The organism is Acinetobacter suaedae, from assembly GCF_008630915.1.
Lineage (GTDB): Bacteria > Pseudomonadota > Gammaproteobacteria > Pseudomonadales > Moraxellaceae > Acinetobacter > Acinetobacter suaedae.
The window spans coordinates 2,029,972-2,052,861 of sequence record NZ_CP043909.1 but is presented as its reverse complement, the minus strand read 5'-3'; the positions used below and the strand labels follow the sequence as shown (position 1 = coordinate 2,052,861).

Genomic DNA, 22,890 nt, shown 5'->3' with positions numbered 1-22,890 from the left:
GGGGTCTTTTAAAATAGTGGTTAAGCTTGTTTAATTTTTTCTTCAGCCAAGAAGAACCAAGTATCTAGAACTGAGTCAGGGTTAAGTGAAACAGATTCGATACCTTGCTCCATGAGCCATTTTGCAAGATCAGGATGGTCGGAAGGACCTTGACCACAGATACCTACATATTTTCCTGCTTTACGACAAGCATGAATTGCCATCGATAACAAAGCTTTCACAGCAGGGTCACGTTCGTCAAATAAGTGAGAAACGATACCTGAATCGCGATCTAAACCAAGCGTAAGCTGTGTTAAATCGTTTGAACCAATTGAGAAACCATCGAAGTGTTCAAGGAATTGCTCTGCCAATAATGCATTGGTTGGCAACTCACACATCATGATCACTTTTAAGCCATTCTCACCACGTTTTAAACCGTTTTGAGCAAGGAGTTCGATGACACGTTTCGCTTCAGAAACGGTACGAACGAAAGGAATCATAATTTGAACATTGGTTAAGCCCATTTCATCCCGAACTTTTTTCAATGCACGGCATTCGAGCTCAAAACAGTCGCGGAAATTGTCAGATACGTAGCGACTTGCACCACGGAAACCTAACATTGGGTTTTCTTCTTCTGGTTCGTATAATTTACCACCGATTAAATTGGCATATTCATTCGATTTGAAGTCAGACATACGAACAATCACAGGCTTTTCTGCAAATGCCGCAGCGAGAGTTGAAATACCTTCAACTAACTTTTCTACATAAAACTCGATAGGAGAAGAATAGCCAGCAGTACGTGTCATAACTGCTGCACGAGTTTCACGAGGAAGGCTCTCGATGTTTAGTAATGCTTTCGGGTGTACGCCAATCATACGGTTAATAATGAACTCAAGACGTGCAAGTCCGATCCCTTCATTTGGAATTTGAGCAAAGTCAAATGCGCGGTCAGGGTTACCCACGTTCATCATGATTTTAAACGGTAATTGTGGCATAGAGTGAATTGAATTGCGTTGCACTTCAAAGTCTAATGCACCTTCATAGATGAAACCGGTATCACCTTCAGCACAAGAAACTGTTACTTCCTGTCCATCAGTGAGTACTTCGGTTGCATTACCACAACCCACAATTGCTGGGACACCAAGCTCACGTGCAATAATCGCTGCGTGACATGTACGACCACCACGATTGGTTACAATAGCTGCCGCACGTTTCATCACTGGTTCCCAATCTGGGTCAGTCATGTCAGATACGAGTACATCACCATCTTGGACTTTGTCCATTTCCTTAATAGATGTTACAACACGAACTTTACCTGAGCCGATACGTTGCCCAATAGAGCGTCCTTCACAAATGACTGTTCCGCGTTGTTTTAATAAGTAGCGTTCCATTGTGCCGACATTTTGACGACTTTTTACAGTTTCTGGACGTGCTTGAACAATGTAGATTTGGCCATCATCACCATCTTTTGCCCATTCGATGTCCATTGGAGCACCGTAATGTTGTTCGATGATTAAAGCTTGTTTTGCAAGCTCATGTAATTCGTGATCATTTAATGCAAATTGTTGGCGTTCAGGTTTTTCAACATCTACAACAACAACTGATTTACCCGCAGTACCTTCTTCACCATAAATCATTTTTTGGTGTTTTGAACCAAGGTTGCGACGGAGAACAGAATGTTTACCAGCATTTAAAAGTGGTTTTGATAAATAGAATTCGTCTGGGTTTACTGCGCCTTGTACGACCATTTCGCCCAAACCGTATGATGCTGTAATGAAGACTACATCACGGAATCCTGATTCTGTATCGAGTGTGAACATAACACCCGCAGCACCAGTTTCTGAACGAACCATACGTTGTACACCAGCAGATAGAGCAACTACGCTGTGATCAAAACCTTGGTGTACACGATAAGCAATTGCACGGTCATTATATAGTGAAGCAAAAACTTCTTTAATTGCGATCAGGATATTATCAATGCCGCGAATATTTAGGAAAGTTTCTTGTTGTCCTGCGAAAGAAGCATCAGGTAAATCTTCTGCAGTTGCAGAGGAACGCACAGCAACAGCGATGTCTGGATTACCGTTTGAAAGTGCTGTGAAAGCTTCACGAATTTCTTTTTCTAGAGTTTCTGTAAGTGGTGTATCAACAATCCATTTGCGGATTTTTGCACCTGTTTCAGCAAGCGCGATAACATCATCAACATTGAGTTGTGCAAGTTCAGCCTGAATTCGAGCATTTAAGCCGCTTTGATCCAAGAACTCACGATAGGCAGCTGCAGTTGTAGCAAAACCACCAGGTACCGATACACCAGCATTGGATAAATGGCTGATCATTTCACCCAAAGATGAGTTTTTCCCACCTACGAGTTCGACATCGTGTTTTCCTAATTTTTCCAGACCGATTACGCGCGCTTCCAAAGTATTTACTCCACTTTTTTTGCAGTATGAATGACCATCATTGGTATGAAATTATACGAATGTGCTTAGATTTAGCGTTTTACTAAGCGACAGTCATGTTAGATGAGTTTACTATAAAGATTATAGAGCACTAAGACAAATGTTTAAGGAGAATTTTGATGCCCGAAAGTAAACAAATTAAACGGAGCGTATTTTTTATTTCAGATGGTACCGCAATCACTGCAGAAACCCTTGGGCATTCACTACTTGCACAATTTCCAAATGTTGATTTTGATATTCATATCATGCCGTATATTACGACAGAAGAAGCTGCTATGAATGTTGCGGTTGAGATTAATGCTTGCCAAAGTCGTGACGGTTCACTTCCTTTGGTTTTTGATACTTTAGTTGATCCGCATGTACGTGAAATTATTAATACAGCTAAAGCCGTAAATTTGGATGTTTTTGAGGGCTTGATCAGTAAACTAGAACAGGAGTTGGGAATTCCTCCAACGACGTTGGTGGGGCAGACCCATGCCGTAACAGATTCTGAATATTATAAGGCACGTATCGATGCTGTTCATTTTGCATTGGATAATGATGATGGGGCACGCACACGTCATTATGATAAAGCGGACATCATTTTAATTGGTGTTTCTCGTTCTGGGAAAACTCCAACCTCAATTTATCTATCATTACAATTCGGGATTCGAGTGGCAAACTATCCATTAACTGAAGAAGATTTGGATGATAATCGCCTGCCAAAAATATTAAGAGAGCATAAAAATAAGCTGTTTGGATTGATGATTGATGCGGAGCGTTTAGTCGCAATACGTAATGAACGAAAAGCGAATAGTCGCTACGCAAGTTTTAGCCAATGCCAAATGGAATTACGAGCGATAGAAGGGATTTATATTTCGGAAGGAATTAAGTACTTAAATGTTACTGAGATGTCAATTGAGGAAATTTCTACACGTATTTTGCAAATGACAGGTTTGAAACGGCGTATAGGTTAACTGGTATAGTTGCTGCCCTCGGTAGAGAGTGGCAGCCTATAAAAAAGTTGCTCTTAACGATTCGGGGTGTGAATACTGAAATAGTTAATTAAAAATAAACAATTGAACTTTAATAATAAAGTGAGATTAACTAGTATTTGTGTAAGGTATGTCAAAATTTACTCATTTATGTTAAAATATTGTGATGTAAATCTCACTTTTGCTATTGGTGGTATATGGTTTTCATTACGACTGAATATCTTGTAATAAAGAATTCTGTTTGGAATATAGCCAGTAAAGTTACTTAAGAAGCATGTGAATTCGGCTTTAACTTTTCAATCAAACCATCAAATGAATGAAGTCCAGCAAAACATTTTTAATCATATACCGAGTCTAGTTTGGTTGCTTTCAGACCATGGTGATGCTTATTTTTTTAATAAGGTCAGCCAAGAGTATATCGGTTTAAATGAATATCAAAAGTTCGAAAAAAACTGGATGGATTTACTTCATTTTGAGGATATTCCTATCTTTCAAAGTGAATGGCGCCAAGCATTTTATTCTAAAATACCTTTTCAGGTTGAATGCCGACTGAGACATCAATCAGGATCTTATCGATGGTTTTTATTATCGGCGCAGTTTGTAAAAGCTGAGCAAGGAATCCAAGGATATTGGTTTATCAATAGTGTTGATATTCATGAAACTAAACAATATCAACAAAATTTAGTTCAATGCATCAATGCACAAACTAACATGCTTGATAATAGTGTGGATTGTATCAAGCTATTGGACGTAGATGGGTGTTTGTTACATGTGAATAGAACAGGGTGCATTGCTCTTAATATTCCTGAAAATAACCACCGGTTTGGAATGAAATGGACAGAGCTATTAGCGCCAGAGATACGGTCCAAAGCAAATTATGCTTTAAAAATGGCACTTAAAGGAAAAACTGCACGTTTTCGTGGTATGAGTGGTGAGGGGGATTGTAAACAATACTGGGATAACTTACTTACACCCGTTTTAAATGATAAAGGTCAAATTGTGCAGATCCTTTGTATGTCACGTGATGTGACAGCACAACGACAAACTGAAATACAATTACGTATCTCCAGCGAGTTGGATGAGTTAACTGGATTGTATAATCGCCGCTTCTTTAAATTACAACTGAAACGTTCATTACAAAAGCATAAAAAGAGTGAAAAGTTTCTGGGTTTAATATTATTAGATCTAGATTATTTTAAACATGTTAATGATACGCTTGGACATGCAGCAGGCGATCATCTACTTCGCATTTTATCAAAGCGTATAGATAATATTTTACCCGAAAATACTTTTGTGGCACGTTTAGGTGGCGATGAATTTGCGATTTTGGTTAATGGAATGGAAGATAGGCTTGAACTTGAAAAAGTTGCAATAGATGTGAGTAGGCAGCTAGATGCGCCAATTACCTACGCCGGCAATTTAATTAATGGCAGTATGAGTATTGGTTGCGCGATTTATCCTTGCGATGCAAAAGATTCATCAAACTTAATGAAGTGTGCCGACACAGCTTTGAATGATTTAAAAGCAACAGGACGAGGTGGTTTCCGTATGTTTGATCAACAGATGGAGATTGCGGCACAAAACATTGCGATTCAGTTAAATGAAGCACGTCATATCATTCGTGATGATCTGATGGTTCCATTTTATCAACCAAAGGTACGTTTATCTGATGGTAAGGTTGTCGGATTTGAAGCTCTATTACGTTGGCAAACTGAGGACAAGCGTATTCATTCGCCGTGTAATATTGAACAGGCTTTCCAAGACTATGTACTGGCGACTAGAATTAGTGATGCGATACAGAATAAAGTCTTCAAAAATATTGCAATGTGGCTTGAGCAGGGGGTGGCAGTCGTCCCAGTGTCGATTAATGCTGCACCTGTTGAGTTTCTCAAGGACAATTATGCAGAGCGCCTGTTACAACGCTTGAATTTATACAAAATTCCGCATCATTTAATTGAAATCGAAATTACAGAACATATTCTAGATGATCGCGGTTCTGACTATGTGATTAGAGCGTTGAATTTGCTTAAACAGCAAGGTGTTAAGATTGCACTTGATGATTTTGGAACAGGGCATTCTTCTTTAACACGCTTAAGAGACTATCCTGTCGATTGTCTAAAAATTGATTGTGAGTTTATTCGTCAAATGAATGATGATGAGGCGATTTTGGCGATCGTTCAAGCGATTATTGCTTTAGGACCAAAATTGGCTTTGGATATTGTTGCAGAAGGTATTGAAAATTCGGAGCAATTAGAGTTGCTTATGCGATCAGGATGTTCAATTGGACAAGGTTATCTGTTTAGTCGTGCTGTAAATGTACAGCAGGCTACACAAATGATGAAACGTGGAACACGTCTGTACTAAGTTGTTAGAAATTGAAAGATAAAGGTCTATATGTGAATAGACCTTTTTCATTTTATTCAACGTATTAATTATGCTTTAGATCCATCAATAAGCTAAAGTTATCTAAGCGTTTTTGTGTGTCATAGATGTCACATGTGAAAATAAATTCATCTACATCATATTGTGCGGCAATCTTATTGAGGCCAGCTTTGACTGTATCTTGAGAACCAATTTGCACCATCGCATAAAAATTCTGAATCGTTAATTGTTCAGCACTATTCGCAAGCCCATGGATGGATTGAATAGGAGGCTTGAGTTTAAGACTATGACCTCGAATCAGATTTAATACTCTCTGATATGAACTTGTCGCTAAAAATTGCGCTTCGTCATCTGTTGTCGCAACAACGGTTGGTACACCCATAGAAACATAAGGTTTGTCCAAATATTCTGAGGCTTGGAAGTTTTCACGATAGATGTCGATTGCTTGAGCGAGCATTCTAGGTGCGAAATGTGAAGCAAAGGAATAAGGGAGTCCTAGTTTTGCTGCAAGTTGTGCGCTAAATAGACTTGAACCTAATAACCATACTGGTACATGTGTATTTTGTCCTGGGGTCGCAACAATTTTCTGATTCGGGGTAGGTTCTTTAAAATATTGTAGAATTTCAATGACGTCTTGAGGGAACTGATCTTCTGTTTCTTGACGACCGCGGCGCAATGCACGCATCGTAACAGGGTCGGTACCAGGTGCACGACCTAATCCTAGTTCAAAGCGATTCGGGTAGAGGGTGGCTAAAGTACCAAATTGCTCTGCGACGACCAATGGGGCATGGTTTGGGAGCATGATACCGCCGGATCCCAATCTAATTTTTTGAGTATGCGCAGCAATAAAACCTAATAAGACAGCAGTTGCTGAACTGGCGATACCATCCATATTGTGGTGCTCAGCAAGCCAAAAGCGTTCATAGCCCAGCCTTTCTGCGTGCTGTGCTAATTCCAATGCATGGCGTAAGGAAAATTCAATACTTTGATTATCTCGTACGGGGGCTAATTCTAAAATAGAGAATTTGATCTCTTGCAGTGATTTCATTTTAGATACTCAATCTTCTATATCGAAATAATACGATATAGGTGAGGGTTTGTATATCGGATTTATTCGATTTATTTGTATCTGTTTTTAAGCACAAAAAAAAGCACCCGAAGGTGCTAAGGAGATATCGAAAATTGATTTATCGATTTTTATACCAACCGCGATGTAATCCATTGTCATGGCGATGTTTTTTGTTCGATTTGTAATGGCGACGATTATCATATGAACGACGATTATCGTAGCGGCGGTCATAGCGACGATCAGCATCTCGATCTTGAGCAACTTTATTACCTAACGCTGCACCACCTGCTGCGCCCAGTGCTGCACCAATATATCCACCGTTAGTACCACCCATATTATTCCCGACAGTATATCCGCCAACACCACCTAGACCACCACCGATAGCTGCTTCAGTACGGTTGCGTTTATTGCTTGAAGCAGCAGCGCCACCAGCGCCACCGATTGCAGAGCCAATCATTGCACCTGTGTGACCACCAAGTTCTTTGCCGACTGCTGTACCGACAACGCTTCCTAGAGCAGATGTAGCAGCTACACGCGTTGTATTGTCTGCATGTGCAACACCCATTATAGATGTTGCTGCGAGGAAGATACTACATAACCAGATATTTGATTTCACTTTGAAGCTCCTTGTCCATATTGATTGGACAATATTCTTTTAACTTGTGACAAATGTAACAAGACTTTTGTTAGAAAGTATGGAGCTGTTTCACTAGATTGATGGGGTTTCTTGAGGGTTTTGTATACCGTCTATTACAAAAGGCATAAATGTGAATAAATATTGGTGAACATAAACTAAGCAACAGAGGGTAAAAGAATCAAGTACAATAATCACAGGTTTGATTTGGATTTTGTTATGTTGCTGGAAAAAATTCTGCAATCGCAAGGCTTTGGTTCACGTAAATATTGTCAGCAACTTATAAAAAAAGGCTCTGTCCGCATAGATAATCAGATTTGTGATAATCCAAAACAGAATTTTAGTACAGAAAATTTGAGTTTTGAGGTTTTTGGGGAAAAACATCAATATCGAGAATATGTTTATATTGTTCTTCATAAACCACAAGGCTATGAATGTTCGCATCAAGCTACACATCATAGAAGTGTTTTTAGTTTGTTGCCCGAAATTTTAGTTCATCGTGGTGTGCAGTGTGTTGGTCGCCTAGATCAAGATACAACTGGACTTTTGCTTTTGACGGATGATGGACAATATTTACAGACATTGACACATCCAAGGAAACACGTTCCGAAGGTCTATTATGTTTCCACAGCTGACCCAGTGACAACTGAACAAAAGCAACAATTAGAGTTGGGAGTAGAGTTACGCAATGAAAAGGGTATTTACGCGGCGACAGATATCAAATTAATTTCAGAGCGCCAACTTGCAATGACGATTCATCAAGGTGTTTATCACCAAGTCAAGAGGATGATTGCAGCAGTAGGAAATAAAGTTGAACGTTTGCATCGGCAACAGATCGGGTTGCTTGAGTTACCAAATTTAGAGGAAGGACATTGGGATTATTTAACGCCACAACAAAAGCAACTAAGTCAAAATATTCCGCTTGAGACAGAATGAATTTTGTATTAACAGTAACGTTTCGTTTAGAGCATTTTTATTTCAAAAAACAATGGAAAGTCTTAAACTCATCGTCATGAATAAAACCCATTTTTTCATAAAGTTGATGCGACTGGTAGTTATTACGTTGGGTTTCCAAACTAATACGTTGAGCATTTTCATGCCGTGCAAATAAAATTGCAGTGTCAATCAGTTGTTTGGCAGAGCCTTGCTTTCTAAAGCTTGGTGTGACGTAAACATCATCTAATATATAGTAGGTTTCGCAAGATACTGATGAGAAAGCTTGGTAAAGAAGAACAAATCCTGTAAAAATTTCATCTTTTACATGAATGAAAATAACGCTATCTTTGTTTTCAAAGCGATGATTTAAAAACTGATAAGATTGCGCAACATTTGATGAGGCACCGTAGAATTGGCGATATTCATCAAATAAAACTGCAAGTTGATGAAGATCTTCTTTCGCCGCTCTCTTTACGATCATTCCTATCCATCCTTGAGTTTATAGTTTTATTCGGAATGACAGAATAGCGAAAAAGAATCAGCTTAAAAAATAAAAACTTGTGTATAAATGCAACATTGTTAAGTTTTGTCACTTTCCCCTAAAAGCGCATTCAACTCTTCAAATAAATCCTCGTGATCATCTTCAACATCTATGCTTGGTTGATTCTCATTTGAGGCTGCAGCCTTCGATTTACGCAATTTAAGTAGTTGTTCCATGTTTATATTTTGGTTTTCGATTGCAAAGGGAATCGATTTTGTAAGAACAACCTGTTTGAAAAAAAGACGCACTGCTTGGGCAGGGGATATGCCGAGTTGTTTAAAGACAGCAAAAGCTTGCTTCTTTTCCTGTGAATCAAGTCGAACCTGATAAACTTCTGTTTTTCGCATGAAGAATAAGACCAAATATTTTTAGTTATCGTCATGTATTTTAAACGATCACAATGTAATTTCAATATTTTTGAAGTGAAAATATAGAATTTTTGTCATTACGATGTATCTACAATGTCAATTCAAGCTTGGAGTTGAAGTGCATTTCTTGTTTTGAGACTGGATCATTGAAAAAGATTTCCTTTGCAAGTAGCTGTAAAGGGTTAGAGAAATCATCACTCGATTTGTGCGCGATATCAGGATAAAACTCATCATCTAGAATGGGGATACCTAAATAGTTCAGGTGGACTCGTAATTGATGTTGCTTACCTGTTTGGGGCTTAAGTAAGTATTTTGCGTGGGATTTATTGTGCTCTAACAGCTCAATCAAAGTTTCAGTATTACTTGGTTTTTCTAAATTGACTTGCATGGTGTAAAAAGGCAAGCCTTTTTCTAAATGTAGCTTTACCGTTTGTGGGAAATGTAATTCAGGGCAATACGCTGCAATTGCATGGTAGATTTTTTGCACTTTTCTTTCAGCAAAAAGCTGCTGATAAATTCCTCTTGCACTTGCTTTTTTACAGAATAAAACTACACCTGCTGTTTCACGATCAAGTCGGTGGATTGGGGTCAGCTCTTTATAACCTGTCTGTTTTTTTAAGCGCACGAGTAGTGTTTCTTGTACGTATTGTCCTGTAGGACTCATGGTGAGAAAGTGTGGTTTATCAACAACGAGTAAATCTTCATTCTCAAATAAGATTTCATGTTGAAATGGCACATGTACTTCGTGAGCAAGAAAGCGGTAGTAAAAAATATGTGTATTGGCAGTATAGGGGCTATCTGATTTTAATTTTTCACCACCGGCTGAATATATTAATCCATCATCAAAGCGTTGTTGCCATTCTTCGATTTTAATGTGCTCAAAATGTTGGCATAGATATTCGAAAATTGTGTTTATGGTGATACCGTGCGGCAAAAAGACTTTACTCGCACTGACGCCGTCAATTAAAGGAGGAGTAAATTCAAACATGGACTTCATACAACAAAATTAACCTAATCTAAGCGGAGTAAAATAAGCCAGTTTCAATATAGTTGATTAGGCTTTAATTCGTGGCAATGTTATCATAGCCATCATTCCAATTTTGTTTTGATTGCCATGTCGTATTCAGTGAAATTTACTTTAAATCATGAACAAGACACTCAACGTTTTGCACAGATACTTTCTCAGCTGGTGCATTCAGGCATTATTTATTTAATTGGTGATTTGGGAGCAGGTAAAACCACGTTCACCCGCTATTTCTTGCAAAGTCTTGGACACCAAGGCTCGGTAAAGAGTCCAACGTATACTTTGGTAGAGCCTTATACCATACAAGGCAAAGAAATTTTTCACTTTGATTTATATCGCTTAGATGATCCTTATGAACTCGAGTTAATGGGGATTCGTGACTATTTGGAAACACCAGATGCGTTATTTTTATTTGAATGGCCATCAAAAGGTGGTAATGAAATTCCTAAGCCGGATGTTGTGATTGATATCCAAAAATCAGATGATGAACTGACTCGATTTTTGACGATTACTGTGAACTCTGAATCTTTATACCAAACGCTGCAGGAACAATTGCATGGCGCATGATGCAACTCGTCGTATTCATACCCTTGATGCTGCTTTAGCTAACCAAATTGCCGCAGGTGAGGTGATCGAACGCCCTTCATCTGTGGTGAAAGAGTTGTTGGAAAACTCAATTGATGCTGGTGCAACAGAGCTGATTATTCGTGTTGCGCAAGGTGGCGCCACATTGATTGAGATTATCGACAATGGGAATGGTATTCATCCTGAAGATTTACCTTTGGCGGTGATGCGTCACGCGACGAGTAAAATTCAAACCGCGGATGATTTGCATGCGATCGTCAGTTTGGGATTCCGTGGAGAAGCTCTCGCTTCTATTGCTGCAGTTTCTCGTCTAACTTTAACCAGTAGCCAAGATGAGCAAGGTGTTGGTTATCAAGTCGAGGTGAATGGTACCGCATTTGATCATCAACAAATTCAAGCTGTGGCTGCACAAAAAGGCACTCACATCCGTGTACAGGATTTATTTTTTAATGTACCTGCTCGGCGTAAATTCTTAAAAAAGCCAAGTACTGAGTTTGGTCATATAGAAGAAATTGTACGCCGTTTGGCTTTGACTCATTTTGAGATTCGTTTCGTACTCGAGCATAACGACAACATTCGGTTAAATCTGCCAGTTGCTGATAGTGGTGAGTTACGTTATCAACGTGTTCAGCAGTTATTAGGCCAACAGTTTATTCAAAATGCGTATTGGATTGATGCTGAAAGTGTCAATATGCGTTTGTCAGGATGGCTAGGTCATCCATCTGATGCACGTGCTCAAGCAGACTTGCAATATGTTTATGTAAATGGTCGTATTGTTAAAGATAAAACCATTTCACATGCCTTGCGTATGGCCTATGAGGGTATCTTGCATGGGCATCAACATTCTTCTTATTTGTTGTTTTTAGAAGTTGATCCTGAAAATATTGATGTGAATGTACATCCAACGAAGCACGAGATTCGCTTTTTGAATCAGCGTGAGGTACATGAGTTCGTACGTCATTACGCCAAAGCGACGTTATCACAATTTCAAACGGCTAGTGCTGATTTAGCTCAAGCGATGAAAGTTGATGAAACTGATCATCAAGTGGCACAATACCAACCACAGCCGAAATACCAAGAACAATTTAATTTACATAAAGCTGTTGTAACCGAGCCGTTATCAGATCAACAAACAGATGTATCAACTGAGCTGTTAACTGAATTTAATCAAAGTCGCCCTCAAGCGGTTCATTACAATTCAGGTCAATCACAGCAGCCTCGATATAATGGTTCAGGTCAACTCAATAACGCACTTAAAACTTATTTAGCGCCTTTAAGAGAGTCGGACGTTCCGACAACAGCTTTTGATAGTGGCAATGATACAGTTGATCGTGATGTAGCACAGTCACGAGTAGATGAGTTTCCGCTCGGTATTGCAATTGCGCAATTACATGGCATTTATATCTTGGCGCAAAATACAGAAGGTTTGATTATTGTTGATATGCATGCCGCGCATGAACGGATCTTATTGCAACAAATGAAAGCCGCATGGGATAAGCCAGAATTTTGGGTGTCTCAGCAATTGCTGATTCCTAAAGTGGTATCAATTACTCGTATGCAAGCAACACGCATAGAAGAGTTACAGCCACAGTTACAACGTTTGGGGCTTGAAATAGATCAGTATGGCGATGAGCAAGTGATTGTACGAGGTGTTCCTGCGATTCTGCATAAAGCTGATTTTTCAAATTTGATTCCAGAATTGCTTAATGATTTGGATCCAAATGATGAGGCGCGTGGCTTATTACAAAAACGGGATGAGCTGTTAGCGGGTATGGCATGTCATGGCGCAGTGCGTGCCCATCGCCAATTAAGTCTGTCTGAAATGAATGCTTTGTTACGTCAAATGGAGCAAACTGAATTTGCAAGTCAATGTAATCATGGCCGTCCAACTTGGCGCGCATTTCCACTTCACCAATTAGATAAATTATTTGCTCGAGGAGAGTAGTTTTACATGTCGAATCAATTGCCCGTCATCAATTTAATGGGGCCTACCGCAAGTGGTAAAACAGCATTGGCATGTGAACTCTATGAACGCGGTCATTATGAACTTATTTCTGTTGATTCAGCTTTAGTTTATCAGGATATGGATATTGGTACTGCCAAGCCGACTAAAGAAGAACAAGCGCAATACCCACATCATCTGATTGATATCATTACGCCATTAGAAGTGTACTCAGCCGCGCAATTTGTTGAAGATGTTTGTCCCCTCATTGACGATATGCATGCCCGTGGTAAAACTCCGATTTTGGTCGGTGGAACCATGCTGTATTTTAAAGCTTTACTTGAGGGGCTTGCTGATAATTTACCTAATGCTGATCAAGCAGTACGTGATGCAATTGTGGCAAAAGCGGAAGCGGAAGGCTGGCAGTCTGTTTATGATGAGTTGGTTGAAGTGGATCCAATTGCTGGTGAGAAATTTAAAGTTTCAGATAGGCAAAGAATTATTCGAGCTTTAGAGGTTTATCGAATTACAGGTGAGCCAATAACAAAACTACAAGCTGAACAACCTAAAAATCAACCGTATCGTTACACATTTTATAACTACGCACTGATGCCTGATCGGTTAGAATTACATCAACGCATTGAGCAAAGATTAAGCAAAATGTGGAGCATTGGTTTTTTAAATGAAGTTGAGGAATTGATTAGAAAATACGATTTAACTGATAATTTACCCTCCATGCGTTCTGTGGGTTATCGTCAAGCTTTAGAATTTTTATTAAAAAGTGACTTAAGTCTCAAAAATAAAGTAGAAATGGAGAACAAAGCGTTATTTGCGACACGGCAACTTGCTAAACGTCAATACACTTGGTTACGTTCTTTGCAAGAAATACACGATTTTAAAACTTACGTGACGATAAAGCAGGCGAAAGAAGACTTGCGAAACTTCTTGGGATAAAGCAAAATTCGCAGGCTGTCTTTTTATAATTTTTAGTTGAAAAATAAAGATAGTTTTTTTGCGCTGATTTAAAAATTTTTGGAGTTAAAAATGTCTAAAGGTCAAACTTTACAAGATCCGTTCTTAAATTCTCTCCGTAAAGAACGTATTCCAGTTTCTATTTTCCTTGTGAACGGTATCAAGCTACAAGGTCATATTGAGTCTTTTGACCAATATGTTGTATTGCTTAAAAACACTGTAAGCCAAATGGTTTACAAACATGCTATTTCTACAGTTGTTCCTGCACGTAACCCACGTCCAGCTGGTGCTCAAGGTTCTGGTGGATTCCCAGCACAAGGCGCTACTGGTGGCTTTGGTGGTCAAGGCACTACTGGTGGCTTTGGCGGTCAAGGCGGCGGCTTCGGTGGTCAAGGTGGCTTTGGTGGTCAAGGCGGCTTTGGTGGTCAAGGTGGCTTTGGTGGTCAAGGTGGCTTCGGTAGTCAAGGTGGCTTTGGCGGTCAACAAGGCGGCTTTGGTGGTCAAGGTGGCTTCGGTGGTCAAGGTGGTTTTGACAGCGAAACTAAATTTGAAGATGGTCAAGACGACGAAAACAATCGTTAATAGATTGATGATCTTTAAGATGCCAGTCTCTATTTAGACTGGCATTTTTTTGTTTATTGAAAAGCTAGAATAGATATTATGGAAATTATTGCTGCCGCAGCCTGTTGTAGTGTCATTGTTTCGATTTTATTGAAATATTTCAAAACTAAAGGATTTGATGTTTTTCAAATGATTGCATGGAATTATTTAAGTGCAAGCATTTTATGTTTCTATTGGTTTAAAACTGATATTACCCATGTATCACTCAACCATACACCTTGGTGGTTAATTTTCATTTTAGCTGTTCTATTGCCGAGTATTTTTTTGTGTTTGGCTAAATCATTGCAATATGCGGGAATTTTAAAAACAGAAATTGCACAACGGTTAGCTGTAATCCTATCTTTGTTGGCTGCCTATTTTATTTTTGGCGAACAATTTAGCCAATTGAAATTAATTGGTGTAGTTTTAGGTATTGTTGCAATTTTAGCAATCATTTTTGGACAAGCAACGGAACATTCTAATAAATCAATCAATCTAAAATCTGCTTTATTCCTGTTCAGCGTTTGGGCGGGTTATGCGATCATTGATGTATTGCTTAAATATAGCAGTAGCCTTGGTCTACAGTTTGCAGTTACTCTCAATTTAACTTTTATTGGTGCTTTCATTTTATCAATCGCCTATCTTGCGATAACTCAGCCACATTGGCAGCCTAAAAATATCTTTATGGGCTTGATTTTAGGTGGACTTAACTTTGCCAACATTGCTTTGTATGTGAAAGCGCACATGGTATTTAAAGAAACACCTGCGATTGTCTTTGCTGGTATGAATATTCTTGTGGTGATTTTAGGCGTGTTGAGTGGTGTGGTTTTATTCAAAGAGCGTTTAAAAGGGTACACATGGCTTGGATTGGTATCAGGTATCGTAGCGGTTCTTTGTTTAGCTAGAGCAATGATGTAACTTCGGTATGAATTATTCTCTAATGAGATGAAATATGGTTGGAAAAAGGCTGACGAAAGAACAGCGTAGGCAGCAACTGCTACAAGTTGCGCGTCTAATTATCCGTAAGGAAGGCGTGGAAGCACTTACACTTGGGTATTTAGCACAACAAGCGGGAATAACCAAACCAATCGCTTATCGGCATTTTATTGATAAAGAAGGCTTATTAATTGCGATTTATAAGGAGTTTAGTGACAAGCAGAAGCAGGATTTATCTACTTCCTTGGAACAAAATACTGGTGGTTTAGGTCGTACTATTCATATTTTCTGCAATGCCTGTTTGAATTGCTATATCGCAACAGGTCCCGAAGTTGGTTTGGTGGTTGCTGCACTCTCTGGTACGGATATATTGCAAAACTATTTGCTGCAATGTCAGCAGGAGTTTATCGAAATTTTTAAACATAGTATTCATCCTTTTGTTTTTCTTGAAGGTCAAGAGGGTGAGGCCATCATCATTGCGGTAACAGGATTGATGGAAACAATTTGTGTAGCAGCAAGTAATGGCGTGATTGATGCAGAAACAGCTCAGCGTGTTATGGAGAAATCAACTTTACTGATATTAAATGATTACTTGAATAAAAAACAAACATAACCAAGAAGACTATTGCTTGTATAAGTTACCAATGGTAACTTATGGGTTATAATAACGCTTGGAAAAATCTCATGCCCATTTCTAAACAATATAAAAATGCTTTGATTGTCATTACACATCCAGACTCAAAATCTTTATCACATCAAATTTCAAACCATATTGCCAAACATTTAACTCATCGGGGGATGAATGTTGAATATGCGGATCTACATAAAGAAGATTTTAAATCAGCGATTACCATTGCCGATCTTGAAGCTTATCGTGGTCAGCAAGTTGTAGGTTCTGATATCGTGTCTGAACAAGCTCGTTTTGATCGTGCAGATATCGTTTATTTTGTTTTTCCCATTTATTGGTGGTCAGTACCTGCGATGTTAAAAGGTTGGTTTGAACGTGTTTTTACACATGGTTGGGCATATAAAATAGATGATCAAGGGTGCCTATCAGGTGAGCTGAAAAATATCCCAGTCAAGCTGATTGCAACAGGAACTGGGGATGAAGCTGGTTACGATAAACATGGTTATACTCAAGCGATACAAACACAAATCGTAGAAGGTATATTTGGTTTTTGCGGGCTTCACGATGTGCAAACATCTGTACTTTATGGAGCTGATTTTATACAAGCAGATGGTTTGCAGGATTTTTTCAATCAATTAGATCAAGATGTTTTAGCCATAAAACAGCTCAGTTCGTGTTGATGGAATGGCTGCGATCTTCTAATATTTTGCTTAGATCACAGCCATTGGTCTAAAATTTATAAACGCGTAAAGATAACCTCATCTGCCAAGCGTGATTTAGGAAGTTTTGCATTAAAGTCCGTTTCACTGCGATAACCTAGCGATACAATCACTGATGCTTTGAGGCCTTTTTCGGCCAACCCAAATTCTTGATTAATCGTATTACGGTCAAAGCCTTCCATTGGGGTCGCATCAATCCCCTCAAGCCCAGCTGCAAAAAGTAGCTGTCCTAACGCGAGATAGGTTTGATTTTCCATCCAAGCTGGAAGGTTTTTCAATTCATTGCGATAAAACTCAACATAGCCTTGGCGTGTGTCACGCTGACCTTGTTTTGCAGTTTCATCTTTAAAGCGACCACTTAATTCATCTTGTTGAAGGAGTTGTTCCAAATATTCAGTTGAAATATCAGTACGAGTGCAAAAGATGATGGTGTGAGAAGAGTTCAATACTTTTGCTGCGTTATAGATATAGTTACCTGTTAAACCTGCTGCGATTCTTTGTTTTGCAGCATCTGTTTCAGCGACAATAAAATGCCATGGTTGAATATTCACAGAAGAAGGGCTAAAGCGTAATACTTCTAAAAGTTTTTCAAATTGTTGTTTTGGTATTTTCTTTTCAGCATCATAAGCTTTTGTTGCATATCGTGTTTTTGCTGTAACGAGTGTATCCATTCGCCGTATCTACTCAATTAAAAATTTAATTTATTCTACTTGATATCTATTTCGCTGAAAGTAGCTAAATGTGAAATTCTATATAGATTTAAGTCGTATGTTATTGAATTGAAGTAATAACGTGTAACAAGCTCTTTTTAAGTTTTAGCGCTATCAATAAGTCGTCTTTGGGAGGTTGATACCCCACATTGTATAGGGTCAATATGACCATTTCTTAAAATCAATTTTATAATTTTCTTGTTCATTCATTTCGAGAATCCATGCGGAATCCATGCGCCAATCGCCCAATACGATTCTTTGTTTATTTTGTATTTGATGAATTTCAGGGCGATGGGTATGACCGTGGATTAAATAATCAACTTGTTCGATCGCAGATTTTACGGCTTGAGTATTCACATCCATGATGTCATAGCTTTTCAGTTGTTTGGTCTCGCGACTTTTTTTACGGAAACCATTGGCCAGTTTTTGTCTAAAGTTCAATGGAGTACGTTTTAACAATCCCAATAAGATGGGGTTGCGAATCACTTTGCGGAAACGCTGGTAAGCAACATCATCGGTACAAAGTGCATCGCCATGTTCCAAACGAAACATATGTTGTTGAATATGCAGGGTATAAACGTCAGGTAATAGGATGCCATTAAATTGATCTAAGAATTTCTGTCCTAAGGCAAAATCTCGATTGCCCACTTGGAAGTAAACTTGATTGCCAGCAGTTGAGAACTTCTGTAATGCATTGATAATTTCATCTAGCCATGGGGCTGTGTAATCATCACCAATCCAAGCATTAAACCAATCACCTAAAATATAGAGTTGGGTATTTTTAGTTTGATATTCTTTGAGTAAAGCTAAAAACCCTCGAACAAGTCGAGGGTGATCAGGTGACAAATGTAAATCTGAAATAAACAGATAAGTCACAAAGAATCCTGTTGGATAAAATTATTCAGAGATAATTTTAGCAGATTCGATAACTACATTCTCTAAAGGAACATCAGCATGATAACCACGGTTACCAGTACGCACGCCTTTAATTGCAGCTACAACGTCCATGCCTTCAACCACTTTACCAAATACAGCATAGCCCCAACCTTGTGCTGTTTTACCAGTGTGGTTTAAGAAAGAGTTGTTTTTAACATTGATGAAGAATTGAGCAGAAGCAGAGTGAGGAGCTTGGGTACGCGCCATTGCGATTGTACCTTCATCGTTGCTTAAGCCATTATCAGCTTCGTTTTCGATTGCATCGCGTGTTGCTTTTTCTTTGAAGTTTTCATCCATGCCACCGCCTTGGATCATAAAACCATCAATCACACGGTGGAAAATTACGCCGTCATAGAAACCGTCACGTACATATTCTAAGAAATTTGCAACCGTTTTGGGTGCTTTTTCAGCATTAAGCTCAAGAACAATACGACCTTTATTGGTATTTAATTCGACTTGAGGAAAACTCATTACATTAATCTCCTAAACATGGGCAAATTGACCATGGGTTTTTGGTTGAGAGAAGCATAAGCAAACTGTAAACTACAAGGCAAGTAAAAAACGTTAAAATCTTTCAGAAAAAGTAAAGATTGCGTTTTTATTCCCTATTTTTAACTGTAAGAAGTGATTTACACCCTATGAAGCCAAATGATGTTGTTTCAGAACTGCCAAAGAACCCGACACCGAATACGCATGCCTCTGTCGATAACGCGCAGCAAGAACAACAGGCAGGCTTAGATTTTGTACGTCAGGTAATCACCGATGACCTAAAAGAAGGACGTACTCAAAAAGTTGTGACGCGTTTCCCACCTGAGCCGAATGGTTATTTGCATATTGGTCATGTGAAAGCAATTTGTCTCAACTTTGGTGTTGCTGAAGAATTTGACGGTTTATGTAATCTACGTTTTGACGATACAAATCCAGATGCCGAAGAACAAGAATACGTTGATGGTATTGCCAATGATGTGAAATGGTTAGGTTTTAACTGGAATGGTGAACCTCGCTATGCTTCAGGATATTTTGATCAACTTTATGCATGGGCTATTCAGTTGATTGAACAAGGTGATGCTTATGTGGATTTGCAATCTCCTGAAGAAATTAAGCTGAATCGTGGTAATTTTGTTGAGCCTGGAAAAAACTCGCCGTATCGTGATGCGACCGTTGAAGAAAACCTAGCGCGTTTTGAACAAATGCGTAATGGTGAAATCCAAGAGGGCGGTGCTGTATTACGTGCCAAAATCGATATGGCAAGTCCAAATGTCCATATGCGTGATCCAATTTTGTATCGTGTATTGCATTCCGAACATCACCAAACAGGTGATAAGTGGAAAATATACCCAATGTATGACTATGCTCATCCATTGTCTGATGCAATTGAAGGAATTACCCATTCACTCTGTACTTTGGAGTTCCAAGACCATCGCCCATTTTATGACTGGATTGTTGAGAAAGTTCACTCAAAAGCTGTTCCACGTCAGTATGAATCTTCGCGTTTAAATATTGATTATACGATTACCTCTAAACGTAAATTACGTAAATTGGTCGAAGGCGGTTATGTAAATGGCTGGGATGACCCACGTATGCCTACTGTTGTGGGTATGCGTCGCCGTGGTTTTACAGCAGAAGGTTTACGTGATTTCTGTAAGCGTGTTGGTGTTTCTAAAACTGATGGTATTGTTGATGTAGCAATGCTTGAATTCTGCATACGTCAGTCTCTAGAAAATACTGCTGCGCGTGGTATGGCGGTACTTGATCCATTGAAAGTGACGTTAACCAATTTACCTGAAGAATTAGATTTAACACATAAACGTCATCCGAATGTCGATATGGGTGAGCGTGTGATTCCTTTAACTCGTGAGCTTTATATTGATCGTAAAGATTTTGAAGAAGTTCCACCAAAAGGATTTAAACGTTTGATTCCTGAGGGTGAGGTTCGTTTACGTCATGCTTATGTGATCAAATGCGATGAAGTCATCAAAGATGCAAATGGTGAAGTCATTGAACTGAAATGTTCAATTGATCCTGATACATTGGGTAAAAATCCTGAAGGTCGTAAAGTAAAAGGTGTGATCCATTGGGTATCTGCGACAAAAGGCGTTCCTGCTGAGGTTCGTATTTATGATCGTTTATTTACTGAAGCTGCGCCAGATGCAGACGATGATTTCTTGGCAAATCTAAATCCTGAATCATTGAAAGTGGTACAAGCGGTGATTGAACCAGCTTTGGCACAAGCGAAACCTGAAGATCGTTTCCAGTTTGAACGTGAGGGTTACTTTGTTGCAGATCAATATGATCATCAGGCTGAGAAGCCAGTCTTTAACCGTATTCTTGATTTAAAAGATAGTTTTAAAGTTGAGAAAAAATAAGCTTAAATTTATTTTGGAGCGAGACTTCGTTATCTAATAAAAAGCCCAATTTGTAATTGGGCTTTTTGCATTTTAGGGATTTAGATAAAAGTAGATCACAAGAAAAATAAGTAGCACTGTTGATGCGATTAAATACGTATTAATCGTATGAAAACTCTTGAGAAACTTCAGCATAACTCTCACCCACCTACGCAAATAAACAAAATGCAAAAACATATAATGTTTATATTCTATTGTTTATTATAAAATTTTTTCAAATTATCTTGTGGGTGCTTGATGTGTTTCATGTTTATGTTATGTAATCTAAGCTTAACAAATGTAATATTTTAAGGTTTTTTCCAACAGTATTAATTTTTATGATTGGTTTTATAGATTTTATTTAAAATTGAGCAAGTTCATCAAAGTTAACTTGCTCAAGCCGAGAATATTACATCACAGTGATCTGACTAAGAAATTTTTGAATGACGTGTTGTGCCTTATGTTCCAATTGCAAAGCGTAATTGAGATTTTCTGCTCTAAGTTTAGAAATAGATAAACCTGCTTGGCGAATTTCACAGGTATGGCCAATCAACCACTTTTCAAAACTTTCTTTTGTAATTTCTATATGAAACTGAAGTGCTAAAATATTATTTCCAACTGAAAAGGCTTGATTTGGATAGATAGCAGAACTGGCAAGCAGGGTGCTATTGTCAGGTAAATCAAAAGTATCGCCGTGCCAGTGTAAAACTTCAATCTTTTCAAGTGTAGCTAAGGGATTGTCTGCACTTGGTTTGATTTCTAACGGACTCCAACCAATTTCTTTTTGATGGCCTGCATAAACTTTTGCACCCAGCGCATGTGCAATCAGTTGTGCGCCTAAGCAGATACCGAGCGTTGGTTTGTTGGCTTTTAAGCGTTGTTTTAAACCTGCTATTTCATCAATAAGAAAAGGGTAGTCTTCAGTTTCATAAACCCCAATTGGTCCACCTAAAACAATGGTTAAACCTTCATAATTAAGTGCGGGTGTAAGATCATCAACACCCGCTTCAAAATAACGGACACGAAAACCGAGTTGGTAAAACAGATCTTCTAGTGAACCTAAATCTTCAAAAGCGAGATGTTGAATGGCATAAATAGTTTTAGGCAGTGTTGTCTCAAAGCTCATGGATATTATTTCTTCGGATGGATAGGTTTTGGGGCTATTTTTCAAGGCAATCAGTCTGAGTTATCTTTCCAGTCAGACTGAAGTAAGCCCTAGTGTAGCAAATCAAGAAATTGATTTGACCAAAAAACTACCTTTCAATAATAAATAGTGCGTTTGATTAAATGTTATTAAAAAAGAAGTCTAGTTGGACTCATTGTTTGAACTTCTGGTACTTGATGATCATCTTTTAAATCAACGCCTGATAAACCAAGTCGTTTTGATTCTTTCATTAAGTTCATCAGTCGTTGTGTGGCAATTGGAATACTCAAACCTGCTGGGCGAACATTCGAAATACAATTACGTTGTGAATCGAGGCATCCTGTATGAGCATGCCATGTGTAGTAAATCCCCATGCTATCTGGTGAACTAAGACCTGGACGTTCTCCAATTAGCATGACCAACATCGAAGCTTTAAAGATTTGAGCAACATCATCGCCCAAGGCAACTCGGCTACCTGTTGCTAGAATAATTGGCGCAAGTCGCCAATCTTGTTGCTGAATATATTTGTTTAGAGACAAAATAAAAGGGACCGCATTTGCTTCAATTGCACGTGCAGAAAGTCCATCACCTACAACGATGCATACATCATAAGGTTGTGCATCTTTGAATTGTGCCATGAGCTGTTGTTTGGAACGCTCACACAGTTGTCGACCGAGATCCGGTCGTTTTAGATAAATCTCTTTATTTTGTGCATTGCTACTTACATGAATGCTTTGAAGTGAGTTGTTTTGTAATTGTTCAGCTAAATAAGCTGTATCTAAGCTCTGATAGACTGCATCTTGTGCTTGAGCATGTGATAGCTGAAATTCCAGTAATGCTCGTGTCGGTATGCTACAACCTGCACGACCAAGTGCGATTCGTGCATCCGTAAATTGTTTAAGTTTTTCCCACTGATCTTGGTGTAAATGCGTAGGATAATGTACGTCACGATTAAGTTTCATCGATAT

General features: G+C 38.7%; 22 protein-coding genes. 11 read left to right on the top strand and 11 right to left on the bottom strand.

Translation table 11 applies throughout. The annotated features are described in order from the left end of the window. Window positions 1-20 precede the first annotated feature (20 nt). A complete protein-coding gene (gene ppsA, locus F2A31_RS09595; RefSeq protein ID WP_150026203.1) occupies window positions 21-2,399 on the bottom strand; it encodes a phosphoenolpyruvate synthase in 2,379 nt (792 codons plus the stop codon). Window positions 2,400-2,557: 158 nt separating this feature from the next. On the opposite strand from ppsA, the gene ppsR reads away from it, so the two are divergent. Both ppsR and F2A31_RS09585 read left to right on the top strand, forming a co-directional pair. Further along, the gene (ppsR, locus tag F2A31_RS09590) at window positions 2,558-3,394 is read left to right on the top strand and encodes a posphoenolpyruvate synthetase regulatory kinase/phosphorylase PpsR (protein WP_150026202.1); all 837 of its coding nucleotides are present in this window, start codon (window positions 2,558-2,560) and stop codon (window positions 3,392-3,394) included. A gap of 294 nt (window positions 3,395-3,688) precedes the next feature. After that, window positions 3,689-5,776, top strand: a complete 2,088-nt coding sequence (locus tag F2A31_RS09585) for a sensor domain-containing protein (RefSeq protein WP_456049274.1) — start codon at window positions 3,689-3,691, stop codon at window positions 5,774-5,776. A gap of 64 nt (window positions 5,777-5,840) precedes the next feature. Here the strand turns inward: F2A31_RS09585 and F2A31_RS09580 are convergent, their stop codons facing one another. Then, a complete protein-coding gene (locus F2A31_RS09580; RefSeq protein ID WP_150026200.1) occupies window positions 5,841-6,842 on the bottom strand; it encodes an LLM class flavin-dependent oxidoreductase in 1,002 nt (333 codons plus the stop codon). Window positions 6,843-6,981: 139 nt separating this feature from the next. Continuing rightward, entirely contained in the window at window positions 6,982-7,479 is a 498-nt protein-coding gene (locus F2A31_RS09575; RefSeq protein WP_150026199.1) for a glycine zipper 2TM domain-containing protein, read from the bottom strand. A 237-nt stretch (window positions 7,480-7,716) separates the two neighbouring features. Here F2A31_RS09575 and F2A31_RS09570 point away from each other — a divergent pair, with 237 nt between their 5' ends. Continuing rightward, on the top strand, window positions 7,717-8,433 hold the full coding sequence (locus F2A31_RS09570) for a pseudouridine synthase (RefSeq protein WP_150026198.1): 717 nt from the start codon (window positions 7,717-7,719) through the stop codon (window positions 8,431-8,433). Window positions 8,434-8,470: 37 nt separating this feature from the next. Here F2A31_RS09570 and F2A31_RS09565 read toward each other — a convergent pair whose 3' ends face one another. The 3 genes from F2A31_RS09565 to F2A31_RS09555 form a co-directional block, all read right to left on the bottom strand. Continuing rightward, on the bottom strand, window positions 8,471-8,914 hold the full coding sequence (locus tag F2A31_RS09565; protein ID WP_005082104.1) for a GNAT family N-acetyltransferase: 444 nt from the start codon (window positions 8,912-8,914) through the stop codon (window positions 8,471-8,473). 98 nt (window positions 8,915-9,012) lie between these two features. Next, a complete protein-coding gene (locus F2A31_RS09560; protein ID WP_004638556.1) occupies window positions 9,013-9,321 on the bottom strand; it encodes a type II toxin-antitoxin system RelB/DinJ family antitoxin in 309 nt (102 codons plus the stop codon). A gap of 109 nt (window positions 9,322-9,430) precedes the next feature. Beyond that, window positions 9,431-10,330 carry a pseudouridine synthase gene (locus tag F2A31_RS09555; protein ID WP_150027754.1) on the bottom strand — a complete coding sequence of 300 codons (900 nt, stop codon included), beginning with the start codon at window positions 10,328-10,330 and terminating at the stop codon, window positions 9,431-9,433. 126 nt (window positions 10,331-10,456) lie between these two features. Here F2A31_RS09555 and tsaE point away from each other — a divergent pair, with 126 nt between their 5' ends. The 7 genes from tsaE (at window position 10,457) to F2A31_RS09520 (ending at window position 16,709) form a co-directional block, all read left to right on the top strand. Beyond that, window positions 10,457-10,933, top strand: a complete 477-nt coding sequence (gene tsaE / locus F2A31_RS09550; protein WP_004638558.1) for a tRNA (adenosine(37)-N6)-threonylcarbamoyltransferase complex ATPase subunit type 1 TsaE — start codon at window positions 10,457-10,459, stop codon at window positions 10,931-10,933. After that, a complete protein-coding gene (gene mutL, locus F2A31_RS09545; RefSeq protein WP_150026197.1) occupies window positions 10,923-12,896 on the top strand; it encodes a DNA mismatch repair endonuclease MutL in 1,974 nt (657 codons plus the stop codon). Before tsaE ends, mutL begins: the two co-directional genes overlap by 11 nt. A gap of 6 nt (window positions 12,897-12,902) precedes the next feature. After that, the gene (gene miaA, locus F2A31_RS09540; RefSeq protein WP_150026196.1) at window positions 12,903-13,847 is read left to right on the top strand and encodes a tRNA (adenosine(37)-N6)-dimethylallyltransferase MiaA; all 945 of its coding nucleotides are present in this window, start codon (window positions 12,903-12,905) and stop codon (window positions 13,845-13,847) included. Between the two features lie 90 nt (window positions 13,848-13,937). After that, complete coding sequence (hfq, locus tag F2A31_RS09535) at window positions 13,938-14,447, top strand: RNA chaperone Hfq (RefSeq protein ID WP_150026195.1); 510 nt, start codon at window positions 13,938-13,940, stop codon at window positions 14,445-14,447. A gap of 78 nt (window positions 14,448-14,525) precedes the next feature. After that, window positions 14,526-15,383: a DMT family transporter gene (locus F2A31_RS09530; protein ID WP_150026194.1), complete on the top strand. Its 858-nt coding sequence runs from the start codon at window positions 14,526-14,528 to the stop codon at window positions 15,381-15,383. A gap of 34 nt (window positions 15,384-15,417) precedes the next feature. Continuing rightward, on the top strand, window positions 15,418-16,014 hold the full coding sequence (locus tag F2A31_RS09525; protein WP_150026193.1) for a TetR/AcrR family transcriptional regulator: 597 nt from the start codon (window positions 15,418-15,420) through the stop codon (window positions 16,012-16,014). Between the two features lie 71 nt (window positions 16,015-16,085). Next, window positions 16,086-16,709: an NAD(P)H-dependent oxidoreductase gene (locus F2A31_RS09520; protein ID WP_150026192.1), complete on the top strand. Its 624-nt coding sequence runs from the start codon at window positions 16,086-16,088 to the stop codon at window positions 16,707-16,709. A gap of 56 nt (window positions 16,710-16,765) precedes the next feature. Here F2A31_RS09520 and nfsB read toward each other — a convergent pair whose 3' ends face one another. The 3 genes from nfsB to F2A31_RS09505 form a co-directional block, all read right to left on the bottom strand. Further along, window positions 16,766-17,419, bottom strand: coding sequence for an oxygen-insensitive NAD(P)H nitroreductase (nfsB, locus tag F2A31_RS09515; RefSeq protein ID WP_150026191.1), 654 nt, complete (start codon window positions 17,417-17,419; stop codon window positions 16,766-16,768). Window positions 17,420-17,617: 198 nt separating this feature from the next. Then, the gene (locus tag F2A31_RS09510; RefSeq protein ID WP_150026190.1) at window positions 17,618-18,334 is read right to left on the bottom strand and encodes a UDP-2,3-diacylglucosamine diphosphatase; all 717 of its coding nucleotides are present in this window, start codon (window positions 18,332-18,334) and stop codon (window positions 17,618-17,620) included. Between the two features lie 21 nt (window positions 18,335-18,355). Beyond that, window positions 18,356-18,865 carry a peptidylprolyl isomerase gene (locus F2A31_RS09505; protein WP_150026189.1) on the bottom strand — a complete coding sequence of 170 codons (510 nt, stop codon included), beginning with the start codon at window positions 18,863-18,865 and terminating at the stop codon, window positions 18,356-18,358. A 167-nt stretch (window positions 18,866-19,032) separates the two neighbouring features. Here F2A31_RS09505 and F2A31_RS09500 point away from each other — a divergent pair, with 167 nt between their 5' ends. Beyond that, a complete protein-coding gene (locus tag F2A31_RS09500) occupies window positions 19,033-20,760 on the top strand; it encodes a glutamine--tRNA ligase/YqeY domain fusion protein (RefSeq protein WP_150026188.1) in 1,728 nt (575 codons plus the stop codon). 427 nt (window positions 20,761-21,187) lie between these two features. Here F2A31_RS09500 and F2A31_RS09495 read toward each other — a convergent pair whose 3' ends face one another. Both F2A31_RS09495 and eutC read right to left on the bottom strand, forming a co-directional pair. Further along, entirely contained in the window at window positions 21,188-21,904 is a 717-nt protein-coding gene (locus F2A31_RS09495) for a glutamine amidotransferase (protein WP_150026187.1), read from the bottom strand. Window positions 21,905-22,071: 167 nt separating this feature from the next. Further along, window positions 22,072-22,884, bottom strand: coding sequence for an ethanolamine ammonia-lyase subunit EutC (gene eutC, locus F2A31_RS09490; RefSeq protein ID WP_150026186.1), 813 nt, complete (start codon window positions 22,882-22,884; stop codon window positions 22,072-22,074). Window positions 22,885-22,890 lie beyond the last annotated feature (6 nt).